Origin of the sequence: Peterkaempfera griseoplana (assembly GCF_001418575.1) — a bacterium.
In the GTDB taxonomy this organism is placed as follows: Bacteria; Actinomycetota; Actinomycetes; order Streptomycetales; family Streptomycetaceae; genus Peterkaempfera; species Peterkaempfera griseoplana.
Map to the genome: position 1 here is coordinate 203 of NZ_LIQR01000186.1, position 20,588 is coordinate 20,790.

Below are 20,588 nucleotides of genomic sequence, written 5' to 3' on the forward strand. Positions count from 1 at the left end.
CTGCACGCCACCAACAACTTCCCCGAGTTCACCGGCCGGCTCTGCCCCGCCCCGTGCGAGACCGCCTGCGTCCTGGAGATCAATGCGGACCCCGTGACGATCAAGGATGTGGAGGTGGCCGTCGCCGACCACGCCTGGGCCACCGGGGCTCTCCCTGCGCGCCCGCCGCAGCGGCTCTCCGGCCGCACCGTCGCGGTGATCGGCTCCGGCCCGGCAGGTCTTGCCGCGGCCCAGCAGCTGACCCGCGCCGGGCACACGGTGGCGGTCTACGAGCAGGCGGACCGGATCGGTGGACTGCTGCGCTACGGCATCCCCGAGTTCAAGATGGAGAAGCGGCACCTGGACCGCCGGATCGGGCAGCTGGAGGCGGAGGGCACCGTCTTCCGCACCGGCGTCCGGGTGGGCGTCGACCTGGACGCCCGGGAGCTGCTGCGGCGCAGCGACGCCGTCGTGGTGGCGGTCGGCGCCACCCGGCCCCGGGAGCTGGCGGTGCCCGGCAGGGAGCTGGCCGGCGTCCACCAGGCGATGGAGTACCTGCCGATGGCCAACCGGGTGGTGGAGGGGGATCTGGCGGCGCCCCCGCTCACCGCCGAGGGGAAGGACGTGGTGATCGTCGGCGGCGGCGACACCGGGGCGGACTGCCTGGGCACGGCACTGAGGCAGCACGCGGCCTCCGTGGTGCAGCTGGACATCAACCCCCAGCCGGGCGAGTACCGGGCGGAGAGCGAGCCCTGGCCGGTGTATCCGCGGGTGTACCGGGTCTCGCCCGCGCACGAGGAGGCCCGGGAGCTGGCCCTGCTGCGCGACCCCGGCGGGGGACGCCCGGACCCGTCGGGGGCGGATCTGCCGCCGCCGGGAGCGGTGGGGGACGTACGGATGTTCTCCGCGTCCACCCTGCGGTTCGAGGGGGACGCGGAGGGCCGGGTGCGGGCACTCCACCTGGCCGAGGCGGAGCCCGGCAGCAGGTCCCCGCGGCCGGGCACGGAACGGGTCGTCCCGGCCCAGCTGGTGCTGCTGGCCCTCGGCTTCCAGGGGCCGGAGCGGGACGGCGGCCTGGCGGAGCAGCTGGGCCTGCACTTCGACGTACGCGGCAACTTCGGGCGGGACGCGGGCTACGCCGCGGGAGCCGACGGGGTGTTCGTCGCGGGCGACGCGGGCAGGGGGCAGTCGCTGGTCGTCTGGGCGATAGCGGAGGGGCGGTCCGTGGCGGCGGCCGTGGACCGCTATCTGACGGGCGCCACCGCCCTGCCCGCCCCCGTGGGGCCCACCGATCGGCCGCTGGTGGCCTGATCCGCCGTCGGTCGGCGCCGCTTCGTTCCCGTGCGGTTCACGGTCGCACGGCGCCCCCACGGACGGCGGGAGGCACCGGCCGCGACGGGGCCATGTACGATGCCGCACGGGACAGTTACCGACGGGTAGTGTGCAGGCCGGAGCGTGTCCCGCGCAGTCGCACGACGCCGCGTCCGTGACGGCCGTACCCGTGACGGCCCCCGTGAAGGAGCTGCCATGCCCGCGCTCGACCGGCAGGACGACGTCTTCGTCCTGGACATCGGGGACACCGAGAACCGCTTCCACCCCGACTGGGTGGCGTCGGTCGACGCGCTGCTCGACGAGGTGGTGAAGGCGGAGGGCCCTCGGGCCCTGGTGACCACCGCCACCGGCAAGTTCTTCTCCAACGGCCTGGACCTGGACTGGCTGTTCGCCCACACCGACCAGGCGGGCGCCTATGTCGCGGGCGTGCAGGAGCTGCTGGCCCGGATGCTGACTCTTCCGGTGGTCACCGTGGCGGCCCTGCAGGGGCACACCTTCGCTGCCGGGGCCATGTTCTCCCTGGCACACGACTTCCGGGTGATGCGCGGCGACCGCGGCTACTGGTGCCTGCCCGAAGCCGAGATCGGCATACCCTTCACGCCGGGCATGTCCGCGCTGATCCAGGCCCGGCTCACACCGCAGACGGCGCACGAGGCCATGGTCACCGCCCGCCGCTGGGGCGGCCTTGACGCCCTGGCCGCGGCGATCGTCGACCGTACGGCGGCGGACGAGGCCGACGTCCGCCGGACCGCCGTGGAGATCGCCCGCGCCCAGACGGGCAAGGCGGGGGAGACCCTCGGCACGATCAAGGCGCGTATGTACGCCCCGGCCGTGGCCGCGCTGCGGGAGAAGGAGATCCCGCTCGGGCCTGCTGTCGCCTCGTGACCCACGGCCGCAGCACCGCCGACAGGGGCTGCGGCCGCTCGACGGACGTGCGATGGCCGGACTCCTCGGCCGGCGCCGGCGAGGCCCGGCGATGCCCGCTGCGGGGAACAGCGCCTCCTCCCCCGCGCTGACGCGGTCCTGGCGGCCCCGGATCACCTGAGTGCCGGCCCGGATGCGGCCGGGCAGCGGTCCGGTGCCGCAGTCGCGCGCCGGCGGACGCAGCGGTCACCGGGGCTCGCGCTGCCGTGCCCGCAGCCGGTCGCAGAACGCCGTGTCCGGGTAACGGCACGCGTGCAGAATCCGGCCGACATGGTCGTTCAATGCTTGGTCGGTCCCGGACGAGTTGGACGCACAATGGGTCGAGCTGCTCTGGAATGCCCTGCTGCCTTCGCGTTCGGGTGCCCGGAGAGAGGGTTTCGGCACCCTTTCCGGCGCTCGCTCCGCGACTTCCCGGGCGACCCGTCCGCCGGGCGGCTGCCCGGGGTGGGAGAAGGACTCCGGTGGGTGCACAAGGACGTGGTCGGCCGGCTGGGCCCGGGTCGCCTGCTGGTCGACGACCATGACCTCTCCGGTGGTGAGATCGGCGAGGTCGGCTGCCTGACGGCGCCGGAGCCACTCCCGCCCTCCCGCTCCCGGGACGAGGACGATGTGCTCGGAGGACGGAATCCCCGCTCGCTCCCCGCCGCGGCCGGGGTTCAGTCCCGGCCCGGTGCCCGGCGGCGGCCACGTCCGTCCTCGGCCGCCGCTCGCCCCTGCGCATCCGTCTCCCGGCTCCCGGCCCCGTCTCCGGCGCCGGTGTCCCGGCCGCGTACGTCCTCGGCGGCCCGCTGCAACGCGGCGAGGACGGTGCGGACGGCCCTGCGCGCGGTCCGCTCCGGGCGGTGGAGCACATCGATGTGGCGCAGGGCGTGCACACCGTCGAGCGGCCGCAGGACCACCGCGGGGTGCGGACGGGCCGTCCAGCGCGGCATCAGCGCCAGTCCCGCTCCGGCCGCCACCACCTCGGCGACCACCGAGAACTCGTTGATGCGGTGGGTGACGGTCAGTCGGCGGCCCGCCGCGGTCGCCACCGCCTCGACCGTGGCCAGCAGCGGGAATCCCTCGTGGACGCTGATCCAGGGCTGGTCGGCGACATCCCCCGGGGTGACAGTGCGTCCGGCGGCCAGCGGATGACCGGCCGGCATGGCGACGTCCAGCGGTTCGCGGAGCAGCGGGGTGACGGCGACGGTCCGCGGCCAGGGCGGGGCGTGGTCCAGACGGTGGGCCACCACCAGGTCGTAGTCCCGGGTCAGCTGGGGGAAGCGGTCCTGCGCCACGTCCTCGTCGGCCAGGACGAGTTGCGGCCGCCCCGGGCCCGCGAGGCTGCGCAGCAGCAGAGGGAAGAAGGTCGCGGCCGCGCTGTGGAAGGCGGCGACCGACACACTGCCGTCCGGCTGCTCGATGAAGTCGTCGACCGAGTGCCGGGCCCTGCTCAGGGCGCTCTCCACCTCGATCGCGGCGCCCGCCAGCGCCTGCCCGGCCTGGGTGAGCACAAGTCGCCGCCCCTCGCGCTCGGTGAGCGGTACGGGGATCGAGCGCTGCAGCAGCCGTAGCTGCTGGGAGATCGCCGATGGCGTCACCCGGAGCGCCTCGGCGACCGCGGTGACACTGCCCAGCTCGCCGAGTTCGCGCAGGATCCGCAGTTGCCGCTCATCCACGGCCGACAGTGTAGGACTTCTTAAGGGTTGCTTGAGAAGGTCGTCCTTGGCTTGGGTGTCTCCGTTGGTGCACCGTGAGGGCGTGCCCGACACCCGCCGTACCGACGCGGTACTCCTGCTTGTCGCCGCCGTCTGGGGTTCCAGTTATCTGGCCGCCAGAACGGCCACCTCCGCCCTGCCCGTGACGGTGGTGCTCTTCGCGCGGTACGCGATCTCCGCCGCCGCCTGTGTCGCGGTCGCCGCCGCCGGACGCCGCGGCCGGCGCCGCTGCACCCGCGCGGAGCTCCGGGCCGGCTCACTGCTCGGGGTCACCCAGGCGGTCGTCCTGGCGCTGGAGACCTACGGCGTCGCCCACACCAGCGCCGCCGACGCGGGACTGATCATCAGCCTGGCCATTGTGCTCACCCCGCTGATCGACCGGCTGGGCGGCCCCGGTGGGCTGCCTCCGCGGTTCTTCGCCGCCGCGGGTGTCTGCGTCCTGGCCGTGGGGCTCCTGGTGTGCGGCAGCGGATTCCGTTCACCGCGCTCCGGTGACCTCCTGGTGCTGGCCGCCGCGGTGGTCAGAGCCGCGCACGTCAGCCTCGTGGGACGGCTCTCCGCGGGCCGCGAGCTGCGGCCCACCCAGCTGACGGCCGTGCAGACCGTCGTCGGCTCGGTCCTCTTCCTGGTGCCCGCCGCGCACGGGCTGCCGGCTCTGGTCCGCGCCGACGGCGCCACCTGGGCAGAGCTGCTCCATCTCGCCCTGCTGTGCAGTGTGTTCGCCTTCCTCGCCCAGACCTGGGCGGTGCAGCGCAGCTCGGCCAGCCGGGCCAGTCTGCTGCTGGGCACCGAACCGGTCTGGGCCGTCGTGGTCGGCATCGGCCTCGGGGGCGAACGGCTCACCGTCGTGGCGGTCCTCGGCGCGCTGCTGATGGTCGCCGGAACCTACTGGGGCCAGGCCGTCGAGGCCGCCCACCGCACCGCCCTGCGGACGGAGCCGGCGCAGGTGGGGCCGCCCGTGCTGCCGCTGGGCACCGGCTGACGCTGCGTCAGGCTGCTTGTGCCACAGCCTGCGGGATCCAGTCCGCGCGGTGTCCCGCCACGGCGCTGCGGCGGCTGACGCTCCGGCCCGTCCGCCACCGCGGCGCCGCAGTGGCGGACGGGGCCGGCCGCGCCCCGGGCCGACGGCAACGGGGACACCCCCGTGACCCCCCCGTTGCCGTCGCTCACGAGCCCCGGCGGTCACGCCCCGGGGCCGGGGTGCCGCTGAAAGCCCCCGGCTCTGTTCAGACGGCGGCCCCGGAGGCGGCGCGCAGCGGCGCGAGCGCGGCGCTCCAGGCGATGACCTGGTCCAGCATCGCGTCCAGCGCCGTGACGTTGTAGTCGCCCGGCCTGAAGACGGTGAAGTTCTCGAACTCGGTCTGCAGCGACAGGGCGACCTGCTGGGTCACATCGGCCATCTGCAGCGCCCCGCAGATCAGCCGCAGGTGCTCCGCCGCCCGGGCGCCGGCCGCGCCGCCGTAGGAGACGATGCCGACCGCCTTGTTGTGCCACTCGGCGTGCAGGTGGTCGATGGCGTTCTTGAGCACCCCGGAGGTGGAGTGGTTGTACTCGGGGGTGACCATGACGAACCCGTCGAAGGAGGCGACGGTGTCCGCCCATGCCTTGGTGTACTCGTGCTCGTACTGGCCCAGCGACGGTGTCAGCGGCTCCTCCTGGGGTGGCATCGGGTAGTCACGCAGGTCGATCAGCTCGAACTCGGCGTCGCCGCGGCTCGACGCTCTGTCATGCACCCAGGCGGCGACCTGCTCGCCGTTGCGGTGGGCGCGGGTGCTGCCGAGGATGATGCCGATCCTGGTCACGGTGGGGTTCTCCTGTACTGGTCGGGATGGTCTGGAGCCGTCATGGGCCGGTACGGCAGGGCTGCGCGGCGATCGGGCGCGTCGCGGTCATCCCTGTGGCGCGGGGGCGTCCCCCGTGGACGGGACGGTGGGTGCCCCCGCCGACCGGTACGCCGAGCCCGCCAGGGGGCTCTCGTCGAGGTACCGGATCTCGTAGACCCGCTCGGTGAACCGCCAGCCGTCGCCGGTGCGCCGGTAGCGGTCGTGGTAGATGGCGAAGTTCTGGTGCGAGCCGCCGTCACGGAGACGGATGAGCTCCTGCATGTAGGCGCGGCCCCACGCGGTGTCGCCCTCGATTCGGACGACGCCCGGGTGCATGGTCTGCACCAGGTAGTCCACGAGGTGCGGCACCCGCTCGCCCCAGCCGCGGATCTCGGCCGCACCGTTGAGTTCCACGGGGACGTCGGGCATCCGCAGCACGCCGTCCGCGGTGAACAGCGCCGCCAAGCGGTCGTAGTCGCGCATCATCGCGGCGTCGGTGAACTCGCCGCGCAGCGACTCGATCTCGACACGGTCGGCGATCGCCTGGAAGTCGTTCATCGTTCCCTCCCTGTCACGTCCGAGCCGGTGAGCCGCCGTCGCTGATCGCGGCGCTCATGGAACGGCCGTGGTCTCGCGGGGCTCTCCCGCTCGCGGGGTGGTGTGTCCCCCTCGCAACAGTCCGACGAGACAGGGCTCCGGAATGTGAGGCGGCCCGGGGGCCCCAGTGCCGCATCACCCGTCCTTGCGCGGCAGAGACTCCGTTCGCCGAGGCTCGCCCGGGAGCCGCAACCCGGCCGTTCGGTGAACGGCGGCCGGGAAGGCGCATGCCCAGACCCGGGTGTGCCGTCGTGCCGTATGTCCGACGCGACCTGGTGACGGGTTCCTTCACGCGGCGATGCGAAACGGGCTGCGTCGAGTCGGGCGGGGACGCCCCGGCCAAAGCGCCCGCTGTCCCTGGCGCCCGCCCAGTCGCGTGATGACGAACCGTCAAGTCCGACGGAGGAACTCAGCGAGCAGACGGTCCTCGCGGAGGAAGAGCGCGTAGTTGTGCCATCCGGCGGCGGAGACCGCGGCGAGCACCTGCGGCCACACCTCGTCGTGCCCGCGGTACTCGTCGACACGGCCGCGGGCGGCAGTCGGCGCCGCCCGTCTGACCATCTGGAGTGAATCCTTTCAACCGGCCGCGCCCGAAGGGTCGGCCTCCAATGGATCGTGCACCCAGGAGGCCGCCGTACACAGGGGAGCCACGGAGAGCGACCAGCGACGGACGGAGCGGCACCGGCAACACCCGCTGCCCGGTGCCCGCCTGCACAGTGACACGATTCAACACGGCTCCTCGGGCGGCGCTCCCGACGCCCCTCGCCGCCCGGGCGCCGGATCGCCCGGTCAGCGGTCCGCGGGCCAGGCCGCCAGGCTGGAACTGCGGACCACCAGTTCCGGCTGCAGCACGACCTGCCGGTGCCGGTGGCCGACGTCGGCGCCCGAGGTCTCCTCCATCAGCAGCTCCGCCGCCAACCGCCCCATGGCGGCGGCCGGTTGGCGCACCGAGGTCAGCGGCACAGCGGCGGCGGCGGCGAACTCGATGTCGTCGTACCCCACGATGGCCAGCTCGTCCGGGACGCCGACCCTGGCCGCGTACATCGCCTGCAGCACGCCCAGCGCCAGCAGGTCGTTGGCGCAGAACACCGCGGTCGGGCGCGGCGCGAGGCCCAGCAGACGGGCTCCGGCATCACGCCCCGCCGCGACGTCCATGCCGTCGGCGGAGATCTCCAGCAGGGACTCGGGCGGCAGGCCCGCCTCGGCCAGAGCGGCGCGGGCGCCCGCACCGCGGTCGCGGACCTGGATGAGCTCCGGGGGGCCGCCGATGAAGGCGATGGAGCGGTGGCCCCGGGCGATCAGGTGGCCGGCCGCGAGCATGCCGCCGTTGACGTCGTCCACCGAGACCGAGCACTCCGCGGGGCCCGCGGCGACCCGGTCCACCAGGACGAACGGTGTGCCGTTGCGGCGCAGCGCGTCCAGGGTGCGTCCGGTCGGGTCGGCGGGGGTCAGCAGGACGCCGCGGACCCGCTGCTCGGCGAAGAGCGAGATGTAGTCGGCCTCCTCGCTGGGGCTCCGGGCGCTGTTGCACACCATCACACCCAGCCCGGCCTGGCGGGCGGCGCGTTCGGCGCCCCTGGCGACGTCCACGAAGAAGGGGTTGCCCATGTCCAGGACCAGCAGGGCGACGATCCGGCTGCGTCCGGCCCTCAGCTGCCGCGCCGACTCGCTGCGTACATAGCCCAGACGCTCGATCACCGCCTGCACCCGGGCTCTGGTCTGCTCGGACACCAGATCAGGCCGGTTGATCACATTGGAGACGGTGCCCACCGAGACGCCGGCCTGCCGTGCCACGTCCTTGATCCCCGCCATGGTGCTCCCACCGCTCCGCCGACCATGCACTGAATCTGTTCAATCATAGGGGTCGCCGAGGTGCCGGACAGCTCGCCGCGAGGCTCCCGCACCGTGGCCGGGGCGTGCTGCGAGCGGCAGGGTCCGTACGACGGAGGCCAGCCGACGGCGTTCCGCCGAATGAGTCGTTTCAAGACCACCAGATGAGCCTGAACCGGGCGGACCGACCGGGCGGTCGCGGTGACGGTCGACGTCACCTCGGACGGTCACCGACGAGATCCGTTGCACTCCCCCGGCCTGGTACCGGCGGCCCGCGTCCGCCCGGCGCTCGCCGACGTCAACGCCGGGGATCGGCCGCAGGACCGCCGGTTCCGCGGCGCGCCCGCCCAGCCCCCGCGGTAGCCGCACGGATCCGTACGCAGGACCCGGCGGCGACATGTCCCGTATGGTGGGTTTTATGCGGCGTTCCGCGTGACGACGGGATCAGTGGGATGTGCCCTTCGGTCAACGCATCCGCAGCCGGCTTCCGCACCGGTCTCCCCCGCGTCGGCCAGGTGGCGACATTCCTCTTGGACGGCAGGGGTGCCGTGATCGCGTGGAGCCCCGCGGCGGAGCAGCTGTTCGGCTACCGTACGGCCGAGGTCCTGGGCCGCGCGGCTGCGGAGTTGTGGCCCGAGACCTTTCCGGCCGTCCTGTCGCCGCCGCTCGGCGCCATGCGCACCGACGGCACCCCCCTCGGTGTCATCGCCCTCGCCGACCGGCACGGCCGTCGACTGGACGCCACACTCCTGGTCTCCCCGCTCGCATCCGGCCACCCGGACGGCGACTTCACCGCGGTGGTCGTGTGGGTGCAGGGCCTGCTGCGGCAGGCGGAGGACCAGGCCATCCTGGACGGGCTGTTCACCCAGTCCCCGATCGGTGTGGCCGTGTACGACGCCGAGCTGCGCCTGGTCCGGATCAACGCGGCCCTGGAGAGCATCCACGGGATCCGACAGGAGGAGGCGCTGGGCCGCCGGATCGGCGAGGTCCTCCCCGACGTGGACGCCGTGGCGGTCGAGCAGCGGCTCCGCAGCGTCCTGGAGACCGGTCTGCCGATCTTCAACGCCGTGCACCGCGGACGCACCCCCGCCGACCCGGACCGGGAGCACGTCTGGGAGGTCTCCTCCTTCGCGCTCACCGCCCCGGACGGCACGACTCTGGGTGTCACGGACGCCGTCATCGACATCACCGACCACTACTGGGCCCGCGAGCGCATGCTCCTGCTGGACGAGGCCGCCGCCCGGATCGGCACGACCCTGAACGTGACCCGGATCGCGGAGGAGCTCACCGACGTCCTCGTCCCGCAGCTCACCGAGTTCGCCGCGGTCGACCTCCTGGAGGGGGTGACGTCGGGCGCCGAACCGCAGCCGTCGGAGACCGGCCGCGACATCCTGCGCCGCGCGGCGTGCAAGGCCGCCGACCCGCGGCTGCTCCCGGGCCTCAAGCAGGTCGGTGAACTGCTGGACTTCCCGGAGGGTTCGCCCTACAACGAGTGCCTGCGCGACGGGCAACCCAGGCTGCTGCCGGTCGTCGACCCTGACGCCGACTGGCTGCGGAGCATCGCGAGCGAGGCCCGGGTCCGGTCCATGGTGGAGTACGGGGCGCGCTCGCTGATGGTGGTGCCGCTGCGCGCCCGCGATGCCGTCCTCGGCTTCGTGCACATGTACCGCACCTCCCAGGCCAACGCCTTCGAGTGGGACGACCTCGTGCTGGCCCAGGAGCTGGTCGCCCGCACCGCGGTCTGCATGGACAACGCCCGGCGGTACACCCGCGAGCACACCGCTGCGGTCACCCTCCACGAGAGCATGCTCCCGCGCAGCGTCCCCGACCAGAGCGCCGTCGACGTCGCGCACCACTTCGTTCCGACCCGCAAGCACGCCGGGGCGAGCGGCGACTGGTTCGACGTGATCCCGCTCTCCGGCGCCCGGGTCGCGCTGGTGGTCGGCAGCGTGCCGGGCACCGGCGTCCACGCGGCGGCGTGCATGGGGCAGATCTGCTCCGGGGTGCGTACTCTCGCGCAGCTCGACCTGGCGCCTGAGGAGCTGCTGGGGCGGCTCGACGAGATGGTGCCGCGCCTGGTCGAGCGGGAACTCGCCTCCGGATCCGCGCCCATCGTGGAGGGGCTGGTCGGCGCCACCTGCCTGTACGCCGTCTACGACCCCGTCTCGCGCCGCTGCGTCATGGCCAGCGCCGGGCACCCGCCGCCCGTCATCGTCCCTCCGCTGGGCGGGGCGCACTTCCCCGACCTGCCGTCCAACAAGCCGCTGGGCAAGGGCGACCCGGTGTTCGAGCCCCTGGAGATCGAGCTGGACGAGGGCAGCACCCTGCTCCTCTACACCGCAGGCCTGGTGCACGCCTGCGCGGCCGACAGCGGGGCGCGTGCCGGGCTGCGTACCGTCCTCACCGAGGACGACCGGCCGCTGGACGAGACCTGCCGGGCGGTGGCCGACGTCGTCGTCCCGCATCTGGCGGCCGAGGACGACCTGGCGCTGCTGCTCGCCAGGACCCGCTCGCTGGGTCCGGCCCGGGTCGTCACCTGGGACCTCCCCAGGGATCCCTCCGTCGTCTCGGAGGCCCGCGCCCTGCTGCTGCGCCAACTCGACCGGTGGGACCTGGGACATCTGGCCTTCACCGCCGAGCTGATCGTCAGCGAACTGGTCACCAACGCCATCCGCTACGGCAGCGAGCCCCTGCGACTGCGCCTGATCCGCGATCGGACACTGATCTGCGAGGTCAGCGACGCCAACAGCACCTCGCCGCACATCCGCCGGGCGGCCGACACCGACGAGGGGGGACGCGGGCTGTTCCTGGTCGCGCGGTGCTCCCACCGCTGGGGCGTGCGCTACCCCGCCACGGGCAAGATCATCTGGGCCGAGCAACTGCTCACCCCGGCCTGGGACGCCTTCGCGGCGGACGACGGCGCCCCGGACGGACCGCACGCCCCCTGCGCGGGCGTACCCGACCTCGGCATTCTCTGACCGGCCCGGACCCGCCGCGGGGGCGGTCCCGTCACCCGATCGGGTGGGACGTCCACGACACGGCCGCCGCGCCACGGGGAACGGCCGGCCCGCTGGAAGCATGACCGGGTCCGCGGCCCCCGCTGGAGATCGGGCAGATGACGAAGCTTCCCCGAATCACCCTGGCCTTCTGGGTCATGAAGATCGCGGCGACCACCCTGGGTGAGACCGGGGGCGATCTGCTCGCCCAGACCCTCGCCGTCGGCTACGCCGTGAGCTCGCTGGTCCTGGTCGGGCTGTTCCTGGTGAGCCTCGGCGCCCAGTTGCGGACCCGGCGCCACCACCCGGCGCTGTACTGGGCGGTGATCCTGTCGACCAGCACGGCCGGAACCACCATGTCGGACTTCATGAACCGCACCGCGGGCCTGGGCTACGCCAGGGGCGCACTGGTACTGACCGCCCTGCTGGCGGCGGTGTTCGGCGTCTGGCGGGCCGCCGGCCTCCCGTTCGACGTCGGGCGGATCAGCACCTTCCGGGGCGAGCTGCTGTACTGGGCGGCCATCCTGCTCTCCAACACCCTGGGCACCTCCCTCGGCGACTTCCTGGCCGACAGCTCCGGACTCGGCTACGCCGGCGGGGCATTGCTGATCAGCGGACTGCTGGCGTCGGTCGCCGTCGCCGCGTTCACAACCCGTGTCCCCACCGCGCCGCTGTTCTGGGCCGCTTTCGTGCTGACCCGGCCGCTGGGTGCGACCGTGGGCGACTTCTTCTCCAAGCCGACGGACAAGGGCGGCCTCGGGTACGGCACCGTCGGTTCCTCGCTGATCCTGGCGGCGGTGCTCGCGCTGCTGGTCGGGCGTTCGGTCCTGCAGCAACGCCGGGAGCGCGGGCCGGCCGGGGCGCAGGCCCCCGCGGAGGCGTCCGCGGGCTGACCGGCCGGGGCGCGCGGCGGCCGGTCAGGCCGTGGGCGCCGCTTTGGGCGCCGCCGTGGCCGCTCCGCTCAGTACGGTGATCAGCTCGGCCACCGTCCGGCTCATCGCGGTGCGGGCCGGCGCCAGATAGCCGCGCGGGTCCACAGCGCGGGGGTCGCCGTCGAGATGGGCGCGTACCGCCGCGGTCATGGCCGCGTTGAGAGCGGTGCCGATGTTCACCTTGGTGACGCCTCCGGCGACGGCCCGGCCCAGCTCCCCGTCGGAGAGCCCGGAGGAGCCGTGCAGCACCAGGGGCAGCTCCAGTGCCTCGTGCAGCCTGGCGAGGAGGCCGTGGTCGAGCCGGGCGGTGCGGGAGGTCATGGCGTGGGAGCTGCCGACGGCGACGGCCAGCGCGTCGACGCCGGTGGCCTCGACGAACGCCCGGGCCTCGGCGGGGTCCGTCCGGGCACCCGGGGCGTGCGCATCCAGCGGGGCGGCGCCGTCCTTGCCGCCCACCTCGCCAAGTTCCGCCTCCAGCCAGAGCCCCCTGCGGTGGGCCCAGTCGGCGGCGGCCCGGGTCGCTGTGAGGTTCTCCCCGTACGGGAGGCGGGAGGCGTCGAACATCACCGAGCTGAACCCGCAGTCGGCGGCCTGGTGGAGCAGCGCGGTGGTGTGCACATGGTCCAGGTGCAGGCCAACCGGGACGGCGGCGAGCCGCGCCGCCTCGGCGGCGGCGCGGGCCAGGGGCGCGGGGCGGCCGTGGTGGAACCTCACGGCGTTCTCGCTGATCTGCAGGATCACCGGGGATCCGGCGGCCTCGGCGCCCGCCACGATCGCTTCGACGTGTTCCAGGGTGATGACGTTGAACGCCGCGACGGCGCGGCGCCCGGCGGCCGCGTCGGCGACCAGGGTGCCGGTGGCTGCGAGGGGCACGGGTGCCTCCGTAGGAAAGATGGTTGACGATCCGTCAGTGCGGGGGTGTCGGCGGACGGCCGGCCCGCCGCCCGGCACGGCCGGCGGCGGGATCAGCCGCCTCGGTCAGTCGTCCGCGAGGACCACCGAGCGCGTCAGGTGGCGCGGCCGGTCGGGGTCGAGGTTGCGGGCGGCCGCGCAGGCGACGGCCAGGCGCTGGACCCGGACCAGGTCGGCCAGCGGGTCCAGGGGGCTCTCCACCCAGCGGGCACCGGTGGCGCGCACCTGCTCGGCCAGGCCGTCGGGGGCCGTGCCGAACATCCAGGTGGCGGTGCCGGCGGTGGCGATGCTGATGGGGCCGTGGCGGTACTCCATGGCGGGGTACGACTCGGTCCAGGAGAGGGACGCCTCCTTCATCTTGAGCGCCGCCTCGTTGGCCAGCCCCACGGTCCAGCCCCTGCCGAGGAAGCTGAACTGGGTGCAGTCCGGCAGGCCTTCGGGCAGCGGCTCGGCCAGTGCCGTCAGCGCGTCCCGCACCACGGCGTCGGTGTGCAGACCGAGGTGGGCGCGGAGCAGGGTCAGCGCGGTGGTGGCGAACCGGGTCTGCACCACCGACTGCTCGTCGGCGAAGTCCAGGACGACGAGCTCGTCCGCGGCCGCCCGCACGGGGGTGTCGGGGTCCGCGATGACCGCGACGGTGCGGGTGGTCCCGCGCAGCCGGGCGAGCAGGTCCAGCACCTCGGTGGTGGTGCCGGAGCGGGTGAGGGCGACCACCCTGTCGTAGCGGCGGGCGAGGGGGAACTCCGAGGCCGCGAAGGCGTCGGACTCCCCCTGGCCGGAGTTCTCGCGGAGCGCCGCGTAGGCCTGCGCCATGTAGAGGGAGGTGCCGCAGCCCACCACGGCGATACGCTCCCCGGCCGCCGGGAGGGCGTTCGCCCTGGCGTCCGCCAGCTCCGCGGCGCGGCGCCAGCACTCCGGCTGGCTGGCCGTCTCGATGGCGACATGGGACATCTCTGCACTCCGCCCTGTGAGTTCGATGCTTGTTTCTGCACGCTATATGCGCTCATCGAGCATTTTCAAGCATGGAGCGCGCAGCAAACCTGCTCGATCGGCGCCATGTGCGACGCTTACGCCTGTTTGTGACCGCGCCCGCAGGGGGCGCCGACGGCAGGCCGCCAGCTGTGAGGAGCACGCTCATGTCCAGGGATGCCCGGTGGAACGCTCTGCTGGAGCTGCTCGCCCAGCACGGCCGGGTGGAGGTCGAGGACGCCGCCGCCTCACTCGACGTCTCGGCCGCGACCATCCGGCGCGACCTGGACCAGCTCGCGGAGCAGCAGATGCTCACCCGGACCCGGGGCGGCGCGGTCGCCCACGGCGTCTCCTACGAACTCCCCCTGCGGTACAAGACCGCGCGCAACACCTCGGAGAAGCAGCGCATCGGCCGCGCCGCGGCCGATCTGGTGGCCGTGGGCGAGGTGGTGGGACTGACCGGCGGCACGACGGTGACCGAGGTGGCCCGGGCCCTGTCGGTGCGCGCCGACATCGCCGGCGACACCGCTGCGGGGGCCGGTCTGCGCCCCGCGCTGACGGTGGTGACCAATGCCCTCAACATCGCCAACGAGCTGGTGATCCGCCCCCAGATCAAGATCGTGGTGACCGGCGGCGTCGCCCGGCCCCAGTCCTACGAGCTGATCGGCCCGCTGGCCGGCGGAGTGCTGGAGGAGATCATCCTGGATGTCGCCGTCCTGGGGGTCAACGCGCTCGACACCGCGCGCGGGGCGTACGTGCACCACGAGGGCGAGGCCCGCATCAACCGGCTGCTCGCCGAACGGGCCCAGCGGGTGGTGGTGGCGGCGGACTCCTCGAAGATCGGCAAGCGGGCCTTCGCCCGGGTCTGCGACCTCTCCCGCATCGACGTCCTGGTCACCGACACCGGTATCGCACCCGAGGCCGCCGCCCGCTTCGGTGAGGCCGGAATCACCGTCGTCACAGTGTGAGGGGCCGTCACCCCACAGCACCACCGCCCGGACCGGGGGCAGGCGCCACCAGGGGCCTCGGGCGGCGACCGTACGGGCAGGGACGCTCACCCGCACGGCGGCCGAGCCGCGCCGCGCCCACGCCGGGCCCCGGTCAGGACGGAGGTGCGCGGCACACCCCGGCGCGTGCCCGGCGACCACCCCGCCGGCAGCACGCCGCCCGCCGCCGGGCCTCTCCGGCGACGGACGAGGAGCCCGGCCGGGCCGGACCCCTTCGCGGCGCAGGCTCGGGGCCCGCGCCGCGGGCTGCCGCGGTAGCACCGGATCCCTGGCCTGTGCGCGGTCTCGGCCCGGGTGCAACGCCCAGGGCGTACGGCCGCCTGCTGCGGCCCGCGCCCCGGCCGGGGCGCCGCGCAGCGCATCGCTGGGAGGCGTCCGCGGGCACGCGCGGGAGCCCCAGTCGTACGGCTTGCCCCGACCACGTTCGGGAACCGGTCGCTACCATGAGGAGAACGACCCCCGCGTGACCCGGGGTCCTGAGGAGGTGGCTGTGAACAGCGGCCAGAAGGCAACCGGTCCGGCGCCCGCGCCCGGCGCGGAACCGGCGGACGGCGGCGTCGCCGCACCCCGGCGGTGCCCCTCCCGCAGCGCCGAACGGAGCGGCGCACGGGCACCGCACGCCGGAACCCCCGGACGAAGCGATGGCGGCCCGGCCTAGGGTTGCGTCCCCGCCCGGCACGGCGCCGGGTACCCGCGTTCCGGTGGACGCCGGCGCCCGGCCGCAGGCCGACGGCCGGGAGCAGACGGCACTCGCGGCCATGTTCGCGAGTTCCCCGGCGATCGTCGCCGTACTGTCCGGCCCCGACCATGTCCTGGTGGAGGCCAACCGGGCCCTGTACCGCGCACACGGCACAGCGGACGCCGACACGCTGCCGGGACGGCCGGTGGGCGACACACTGCCGGAACTCGTCCACCAGGGCATGCTCGGCCTGCTCGACCAGGTGTACCGCACCGGCGCACCCGTCGTCGTCCACGGCGCCCATGTGCTGCTCGGGCGGGGGCCGACGGCCCACGAGGGGTACTTCGACTTCACCCTGGAGGCGCACCGCGACCCGCTCGGCGGGATCACCGGCGTGATCTGCACCGCCGTGGACGTCACCAGGGAGCGCCGCGCGCGCCAACTCGCGGCCGAGCAGCACGCGCTGCTGGAGCAGATCGCCCGCAACGTTCCGCTGGGCGAGGTGCTGGAGGGCATGTGCCGCACGATCGAGGGGCTCTCACCCCGGGTGCTGGTCTCGGTCCTGCTCATCGACGAGAACGGGCACCAGCTGCGGCACGGCGCCGCACCGAGCCTGCCCGACTTCTACAACCAGGCCATCGACGGCTCGGAGATCGGCCCTTGCGTGGGCTCCTGCGGCACCGCCGCCTACCGCCGGGCCGGTGTCATCGTCACCGACATCGCCCATGACGAGCTGTGGACGGACTTCCGGGAGCTGGCCCGGACGGCCAGGCTGGGCGCCTGCTGGTCCAACCCGATCATGTCGACCACCGGGGAGCTGCTGGGCACCTTCGCCTTCTACCACCGCACGCCCCGGACCCCCCGCGAGGAGGACCTGGACCTGTGCGCGGTCTTCGCCCGCACCGCCGCCCTGGCGATCGAGCGCGACCGCGCCGAGACGGCCCGGCGGGAGGCGCACGCCCGCGAGCAGGCCGCCGCCGCGGACCTGGCCTTCGTCCTGGAGACCAGCACCGCGGTCAGCCGGGAGCCCCGGTATCCGCAGAACCTGCAGCGTCTCGCCCGCCTGGCGGTGCCCGCGCTCGCCCCGGTCTGCCTCATCGACGTCCTCGCGGACGGTCACATCAGCCGGGTCGCCGTGGCGGTGTCGGACGACCTGCCGGAGGGCACCGAGGCGGCGCTGGCCGCACAGCCTCCCGATCTGCGGGCGGACAGCCCCGTGAGCCGGGTGATGGCCGGGGGCGTCCGGGAGATCGACCACGGGGCGTGGCCCAGGCCGGTGCCGGCGCTCCCCTGCACCGTCACCGGCTATGTCTGCGTCCCACTCACCGTGCGCGGGCGCACCTTCGGCACGCTGACCCTGGTCGCCACCACGGACAAACCCCTGGACGCCCGAGCCGTCGCCCTGGCCGAGGAACTCGCCCGTACGGCGGCGGCCGGGGCCGACACCACTCGGCAGTATGCGCACCGCGCGCAGCTGGCGCGTGATCTGCAGTCCGGGCTGCTGCTGTCCGCCCTGCCGGACGTCCCGGGGGCGCACCTCTGCGCCTGCTACCGGCCCGCCGGCGAGGGGCTGGACATCGGTGGTGACTTCTACGACGTCTTCCCGCTGCCGGGCCGCCGCTGGGGGCTGGTCATCGGGGACGTCTGCGGGCGTGGCGCCCGCGCGGCCACCACCACGGCCCTGGTCCGCCACACGGCGCGGGCGGTGGCGCCGTTGCTGTCCGACCCGGTCGCGGTGGTGCGGGCGATCAACGACGCACTGCTCGGCCAGCCCGACGGGGAGGAGCGGTTCGTCACCCTGGTGTACGCGGCCCTGGAACCCGCTCCGGCCGGCCTCTCCGCCTGCCTGGTACGGGCGGGGCACCCCTCGCCGCTGCTGCGCCGCGGCGACGGCTCCGTCACGGTGTCCCTCGCGCCCGGCCAGCTGCTCGGGGTGGCGGCCGACCCGGTCCAGACGGCGGAGACGGTGCTGCTGCTCAGCGGTGAGGCGATCGTGCTGGTCACCGACGGCATCCTGGAGGCGCGGGACCGCAGCGGCGCCTTCTTCGGCGAGGAGCGCCTGGTCGAAGCCGTCCGGTCCGGCGGCGCGGCAGCCTCGGCCCGGCGGACCCTGGAGGCGATCACCGGGGCCGTGGACGCCTTCAGCTACGGCGCCACCGACGACGACCAGGCAGCGGTGGTCCTCACGGTCCGCTGAACCCGCCCTCTCCGCCCAGGTCACGGGGATCCTCGCGGAGTACGGTGGAGTGAGCGGGGGCGCCCGGAAACGACGGCCTACGACCGCAACGGACCGCCCTGGCGGCCCCGGGGTCCGTACGCCACCGGGAGTGCCCTCTGCCGCCGGCCGCGCCGCAGCAGGCCGCGGCGGCTTGCGGTACAGGACGCGCCTCGCCGCGGACGGGGCTGGAAGGCCGTATGGACGCAGACCAGAGTCCGGTCGGGGCGGTCGGCCGGGTGACCGTTCCCATCCCGCCGGACGGACCGGGTGAGGTGCTGGTGCCGGTCCGCGGCGGCACCGAGGCGTTCGCGGCCTGGTCGCGTACGGCGGTTGCCAAGAACGCCCTGGTCATCGTGGTGGACCGGACGTCGGCTCGCTCGGTGATCGTGGAACTCTTCCCCTCTTCCTAGGCCCGGCGGAGCGAAAGGAGCCACCCGTGCTGTTCTGGCATGTTCCCGCCCCCAACGAGGCGATGCTGATCTCCGGCTCCAAGCGGCAGGCACAGGACACCCAGTTCCGGATCGTCACCGGTCACGGCAGCTTCGTCCTGCCCGTGAAGCAGAAGGCCCGGATGCTGTCGCTGGCGCTGCGCGAGGCGGAGATCACCGAGGACTGCGTGACCCAGCAGGGCATCCGCCTCAACGTCCGGGCGGTCGCGGTGTTCAAGGTGGGCGACGACACGGTCTCCATCGCCAACGCCGCCCGCCGCTTCCTGTCGGAGCAGAGCCGGATGGAGGAGCTGGTGGGGCGGATCTTCGCAGGCCACCTGCGGTCCATCGTCGGCGGCCTGACGGTCGAGCAGATCATCCGGGAACGCGACCGGGTGGCCCAGGAGGTCAAGGAGGGCAGCCACAGCGAGATGGAGAAGCTGGGCATCGTGGTGGACGCCCTGCAGATCCAGGAGATCGACGACACCTCCGGGTACATCACCAACCTGGCGGCCCCCCATGTCGCGGCCGTCGCCAGTCAGGCGCGGATCGCCCAGGCCAGGGCCGACCAGGAGGCCACCGAGCGCGAGCAGCAGGCCGCCGCCCTCAAGGCCGCGTACGAACGGGACACCGCGATCAAACGCGCGGGCTTCCTCGCCGAGACCGAGCAGTCCAACGCACAGGCCGCCCAGGCGGGCCCGCTCGCGGAGGCCCGGGCCTCCCAGGAGGTCATCGAGGAGCAGACCGCCCTGGCCCAGCGCCGGGCGGCGCTCGCCGCACAGCAGCTGGAGGCGGAGGTCCGGCGCCCCGCCGACGCCGAGGCCTACCGGCAGCGCACCCTCGCCGAGGCCCGGCGCGACCAGGTGCGTTTCGAGGCCGACGGCACCGCCTACGCCGAACGGACCCTCGCTCAGGCCCAGGCGGAGGCCAACACGGCACGGGCCGCCTCACTGCGCGACGGCAACCAGGAGCTGATCGCGGCCAACCGGATCGTGGAGAACCTGCCCGTTCTCGCCGAGGCAGCCGCCCGCGGCATCTCCGGGTCCTCGCTGACCGTGCTCAACGGCGCCGACGGGGTCAATGAGCTGGCCACCGGCATCGTCGGACAGGGCCTGGCCATCCTGGAGTCGCTGAAGCAGCCCTCCGCCACTCCGGCGAAGCTCAACGGAGGCTCGCCCTCCCAGCCGCAGGTGCCCCGAGGCGCGAGCCAGGTCTGAGCGCGGGTGAGCCAGGTCTGAGCGCGGCCTGCGCCGGGGCGCTGCCCGGACGGCGCCCCGGCGGCGCCGTCACGGCGGGTTCTGCCGAGAGGCCGGGCCGTCGCTGCCGGGCGGCGGCTCGGCGACCGCCGCGGCCAGCTGAATGCAGGCCCGCCTGATCTCCGCGTAGGCGCGGTTGCGTTCGGTGACGACCGCCGAGAGCAGCAGCGCGGTCAGCGCGATCGACCCGTTGAACGCCTGCAGGGTGACCATGTCCATGAACAGGCCGTGCTGACCGAACCGGCCGTGCCCCTGCACCGCCAGCACCACCGTGGTGCTGGACGTCAGCAGCACACAGGGCACCGCCCCCGCCAGCTGGAACCGCACCGCGGCCCAGACCAGGAAGGGGAAGCCCAGAAAGAGCATGCCGTTGGGACTGGTCACCGCGATCAGCGAGACCACCAGCGTCACCGTCAGCAGCCCCGCCAGCTCCGCCCAGCGGCGCAGCGGCACCTCCCGGACCAGCCGGATCCGGGGCAGCAGCAGGAACGCCGGGGCGAAGACCAGCACCCCCATCGCATCCCCCGTCCACCACACCGCCCACGTCGGCCAGAAGTCCCCGCGGGCCACCGCCCCGCCGAGCGACAGGGCGACGCTGCCGACGGTAGCGCTGATCAGCATGCCGCCCAGCGCGCCGACGAAGACCAGTTTGAGGGCGTCCCGTAGATGCTCCAGTTCGGGGCGGAAGCCGGTGCGCCGCAGCGCCAGACAGGCGCACACCGGCGCCAGCGTGTTGCCCACGGCGATCGCCACGACGGCGGGCGGCGAGGGGCCGAGCGGCAGATTGACCAGCAGCGCCCCCACGGTGATCGCCGGCCACAGCCGCAGGCCGAACAGCAGCAGCGCCGCAAGGGCGACGCCGGTCGGGGGCCAGTACGGCGTCACCTGGTTCTCGACGACGTGCAGCAGCAGCCCGGCTCTGGCGCAGCCGTAGTAGGCGGAGGTCAGCGCGAGGATTCCCAGCAGCACCAGGGCGTGGTGGCGAAGCCTCTCCCGAGGGGGCGTACCG

16 protein-coding genes and 1 pseudogene are annotated in these 20,588 nt (G+C 73.9%); 9 read left to right on the forward strand and 8 right to left on the reverse strand.

The window, feature by feature from the left end:
- Window positions 1-1,290 (forward strand): glutamate synthase subunit beta (locus tag AOK09_RS14840; RefSeq protein ID WP_245687297.1); only part of this gene is annotated, 1,290 nt, incomplete at its 5' end.
- 216 nt (window positions 1,291-1,506) lie between these two features.
- Window positions 1,507-2,196, forward strand: coding sequence for an enoyl-CoA hydratase-related protein (locus tag AOK09_RS14845; RefSeq protein WP_055587661.1), 690 nt, complete (start codon window positions 1,507-1,509; stop codon window positions 2,194-2,196).
- A 695-nt stretch (window positions 2,197-2,891) separates the two neighbouring features.
- Here the strand turns inward: AOK09_RS14845 and AOK09_RS14850 are convergent.
- Window positions 2,892-3,893: a LysR family transcriptional regulator gene (locus AOK09_RS14850; protein WP_079063071.1), complete on the reverse strand. Its 1,002-nt coding sequence runs from the start codon at window positions 3,891-3,893 to the stop codon at window positions 2,892-2,894.
- A gap of 82 nt (window positions 3,894-3,975) precedes the next feature.
- On the opposite strand from AOK09_RS14850, the gene AOK09_RS14855 reads away from it, so the two are divergent.
- A complete protein-coding gene (locus AOK09_RS14855) occupies window positions 3,976-4,914 on the forward strand; it encodes a DMT family transporter (protein ID WP_055587684.1) in 939 nt (312 codons plus the stop codon).
- A gap of 244 nt (window positions 4,915-5,158) precedes the next feature.
- Here AOK09_RS14855 and AOK09_RS14860 read toward each other — a convergent pair whose 3' ends face one another.
- The 4 genes and pseudogenes from AOK09_RS14860 to AOK09_RS14870 form a co-directional block, all read right to left on the reverse strand.
- Window positions 5,159-5,734, reverse strand: coding sequence for an NADPH-dependent FMN reductase (locus tag AOK09_RS14860; RefSeq protein ID WP_055587662.1), 576 nt, complete (start codon window positions 5,732-5,734; stop codon window positions 5,159-5,161).
- 87 nt (window positions 5,735-5,821) lie between these two features.
- Window positions 5,822-6,313, reverse strand: a complete 492-nt coding sequence (locus AOK09_RS14865) for a nuclear transport factor 2 family protein (RefSeq protein ID WP_055587663.1) — start codon at window positions 6,311-6,313, stop codon at window positions 5,822-5,824.
- 441 nt (window positions 6,314-6,754) lie between these two features.
- Window positions 6,755-6,913, reverse strand: a pseudogene (locus AOK09_RS37790) (L-rhamnose mutarotase); the annotation flags it as partial.
- Between the two features lie 228 nt (window positions 6,914-7,141).
- Window positions 7,142-8,164, reverse strand: coding sequence for a LacI family DNA-binding transcriptional regulator (locus AOK09_RS14870; RefSeq protein WP_055587664.1), 1,023 nt, complete (start codon window positions 8,162-8,164; stop codon window positions 7,142-7,144).
- Window positions 8,165-8,634: 470 nt separating this feature from the next.
- On the opposite strand from AOK09_RS14870, the gene AOK09_RS14875 reads away from it, so the two are divergent.
- Window positions 8,635-11,160, forward strand: coding sequence for a SpoIIE family protein phosphatase (locus AOK09_RS14875; RefSeq protein ID WP_055587665.1), 2,526 nt, complete (start codon window positions 8,635-8,637; stop codon window positions 11,158-11,160).
- Window positions 11,161-11,297: 137 nt separating this feature from the next.
- Window positions 11,298-12,071, forward strand: coding sequence for a COG4705 family protein (locus tag AOK09_RS14880; RefSeq protein ID WP_055587666.1), 774 nt, complete (start codon window positions 11,298-11,300; stop codon window positions 12,069-12,071).
- 24 nt (window positions 12,072-12,095) lie between these two features.
- On the opposite strand, the gene AOK09_RS14885 is transcribed toward AOK09_RS14880, so the two are convergent.
- Complete coding sequence (locus AOK09_RS14885; RefSeq protein ID WP_055587667.1) at window positions 12,096-12,983, reverse strand: class II fructose-bisphosphate aldolase; 888 nt, start codon at window positions 12,981-12,983, stop codon at window positions 12,096-12,098.
- Between the two features lie 105 nt (window positions 12,984-13,088).
- Window positions 13,089-13,973: an SIS domain-containing protein gene (locus tag AOK09_RS14890; RefSeq protein ID WP_055587668.1), complete on the reverse strand. Its 885-nt coding sequence runs from the start codon at window positions 13,971-13,973 to the stop codon at window positions 13,089-13,091.
- Between the two features lie 185 nt (window positions 13,974-14,158).
- Between AOK09_RS14890 and AOK09_RS14895 the strand changes: the two genes are divergently transcribed.
- From AOK09_RS14895 to AOK09_RS14910, 4 genes are all read left to right on the forward strand, one after another.
- On the forward strand, window positions 14,159-14,959 hold the full coding sequence (locus tag AOK09_RS14895; RefSeq protein ID WP_055587669.1) for a DeoR/GlpR family DNA-binding transcription regulator: 801 nt from the start codon (window positions 14,159-14,161) through the stop codon (window positions 14,957-14,959).
- A gap of 740 nt (window positions 14,960-15,699) precedes the next feature.
- A complete protein-coding gene (locus AOK09_RS14900) occupies window positions 15,700-17,874 on the forward strand; it encodes a SpoIIE family protein phosphatase (protein ID WP_245687298.1) in 2,175 nt (724 codons plus the stop codon).
- Window positions 17,875-18,092: 218 nt separating this feature from the next.
- Complete coding sequence (locus AOK09_RS14905; protein WP_055587670.1) at window positions 18,093-18,305, forward strand: hypothetical protein; 213 nt, start codon at window positions 18,093-18,095, stop codon at window positions 18,303-18,305.
- A 26-nt stretch (window positions 18,306-18,331) separates the two neighbouring features.
- Window positions 18,332-19,540: an SPFH domain-containing protein gene (locus tag AOK09_RS14910; RefSeq protein WP_055587671.1), complete on the forward strand. Its 1,209-nt coding sequence runs from the start codon at window positions 18,332-18,334 to the stop codon at window positions 19,538-19,540.
- 69 nt (window positions 19,541-19,609) lie between these two features.
- On the opposite strand, the gene AOK09_RS14915 is transcribed toward AOK09_RS14910, so the two are convergent.
- A complete protein-coding gene (locus tag AOK09_RS14915; protein ID WP_245687299.1) occupies window positions 19,610-20,548 on the reverse strand; it encodes an MASE1 domain-containing protein in 939 nt (312 codons plus the stop codon).
- Window positions 20,549-20,588 lie beyond the last annotated feature (40 nt).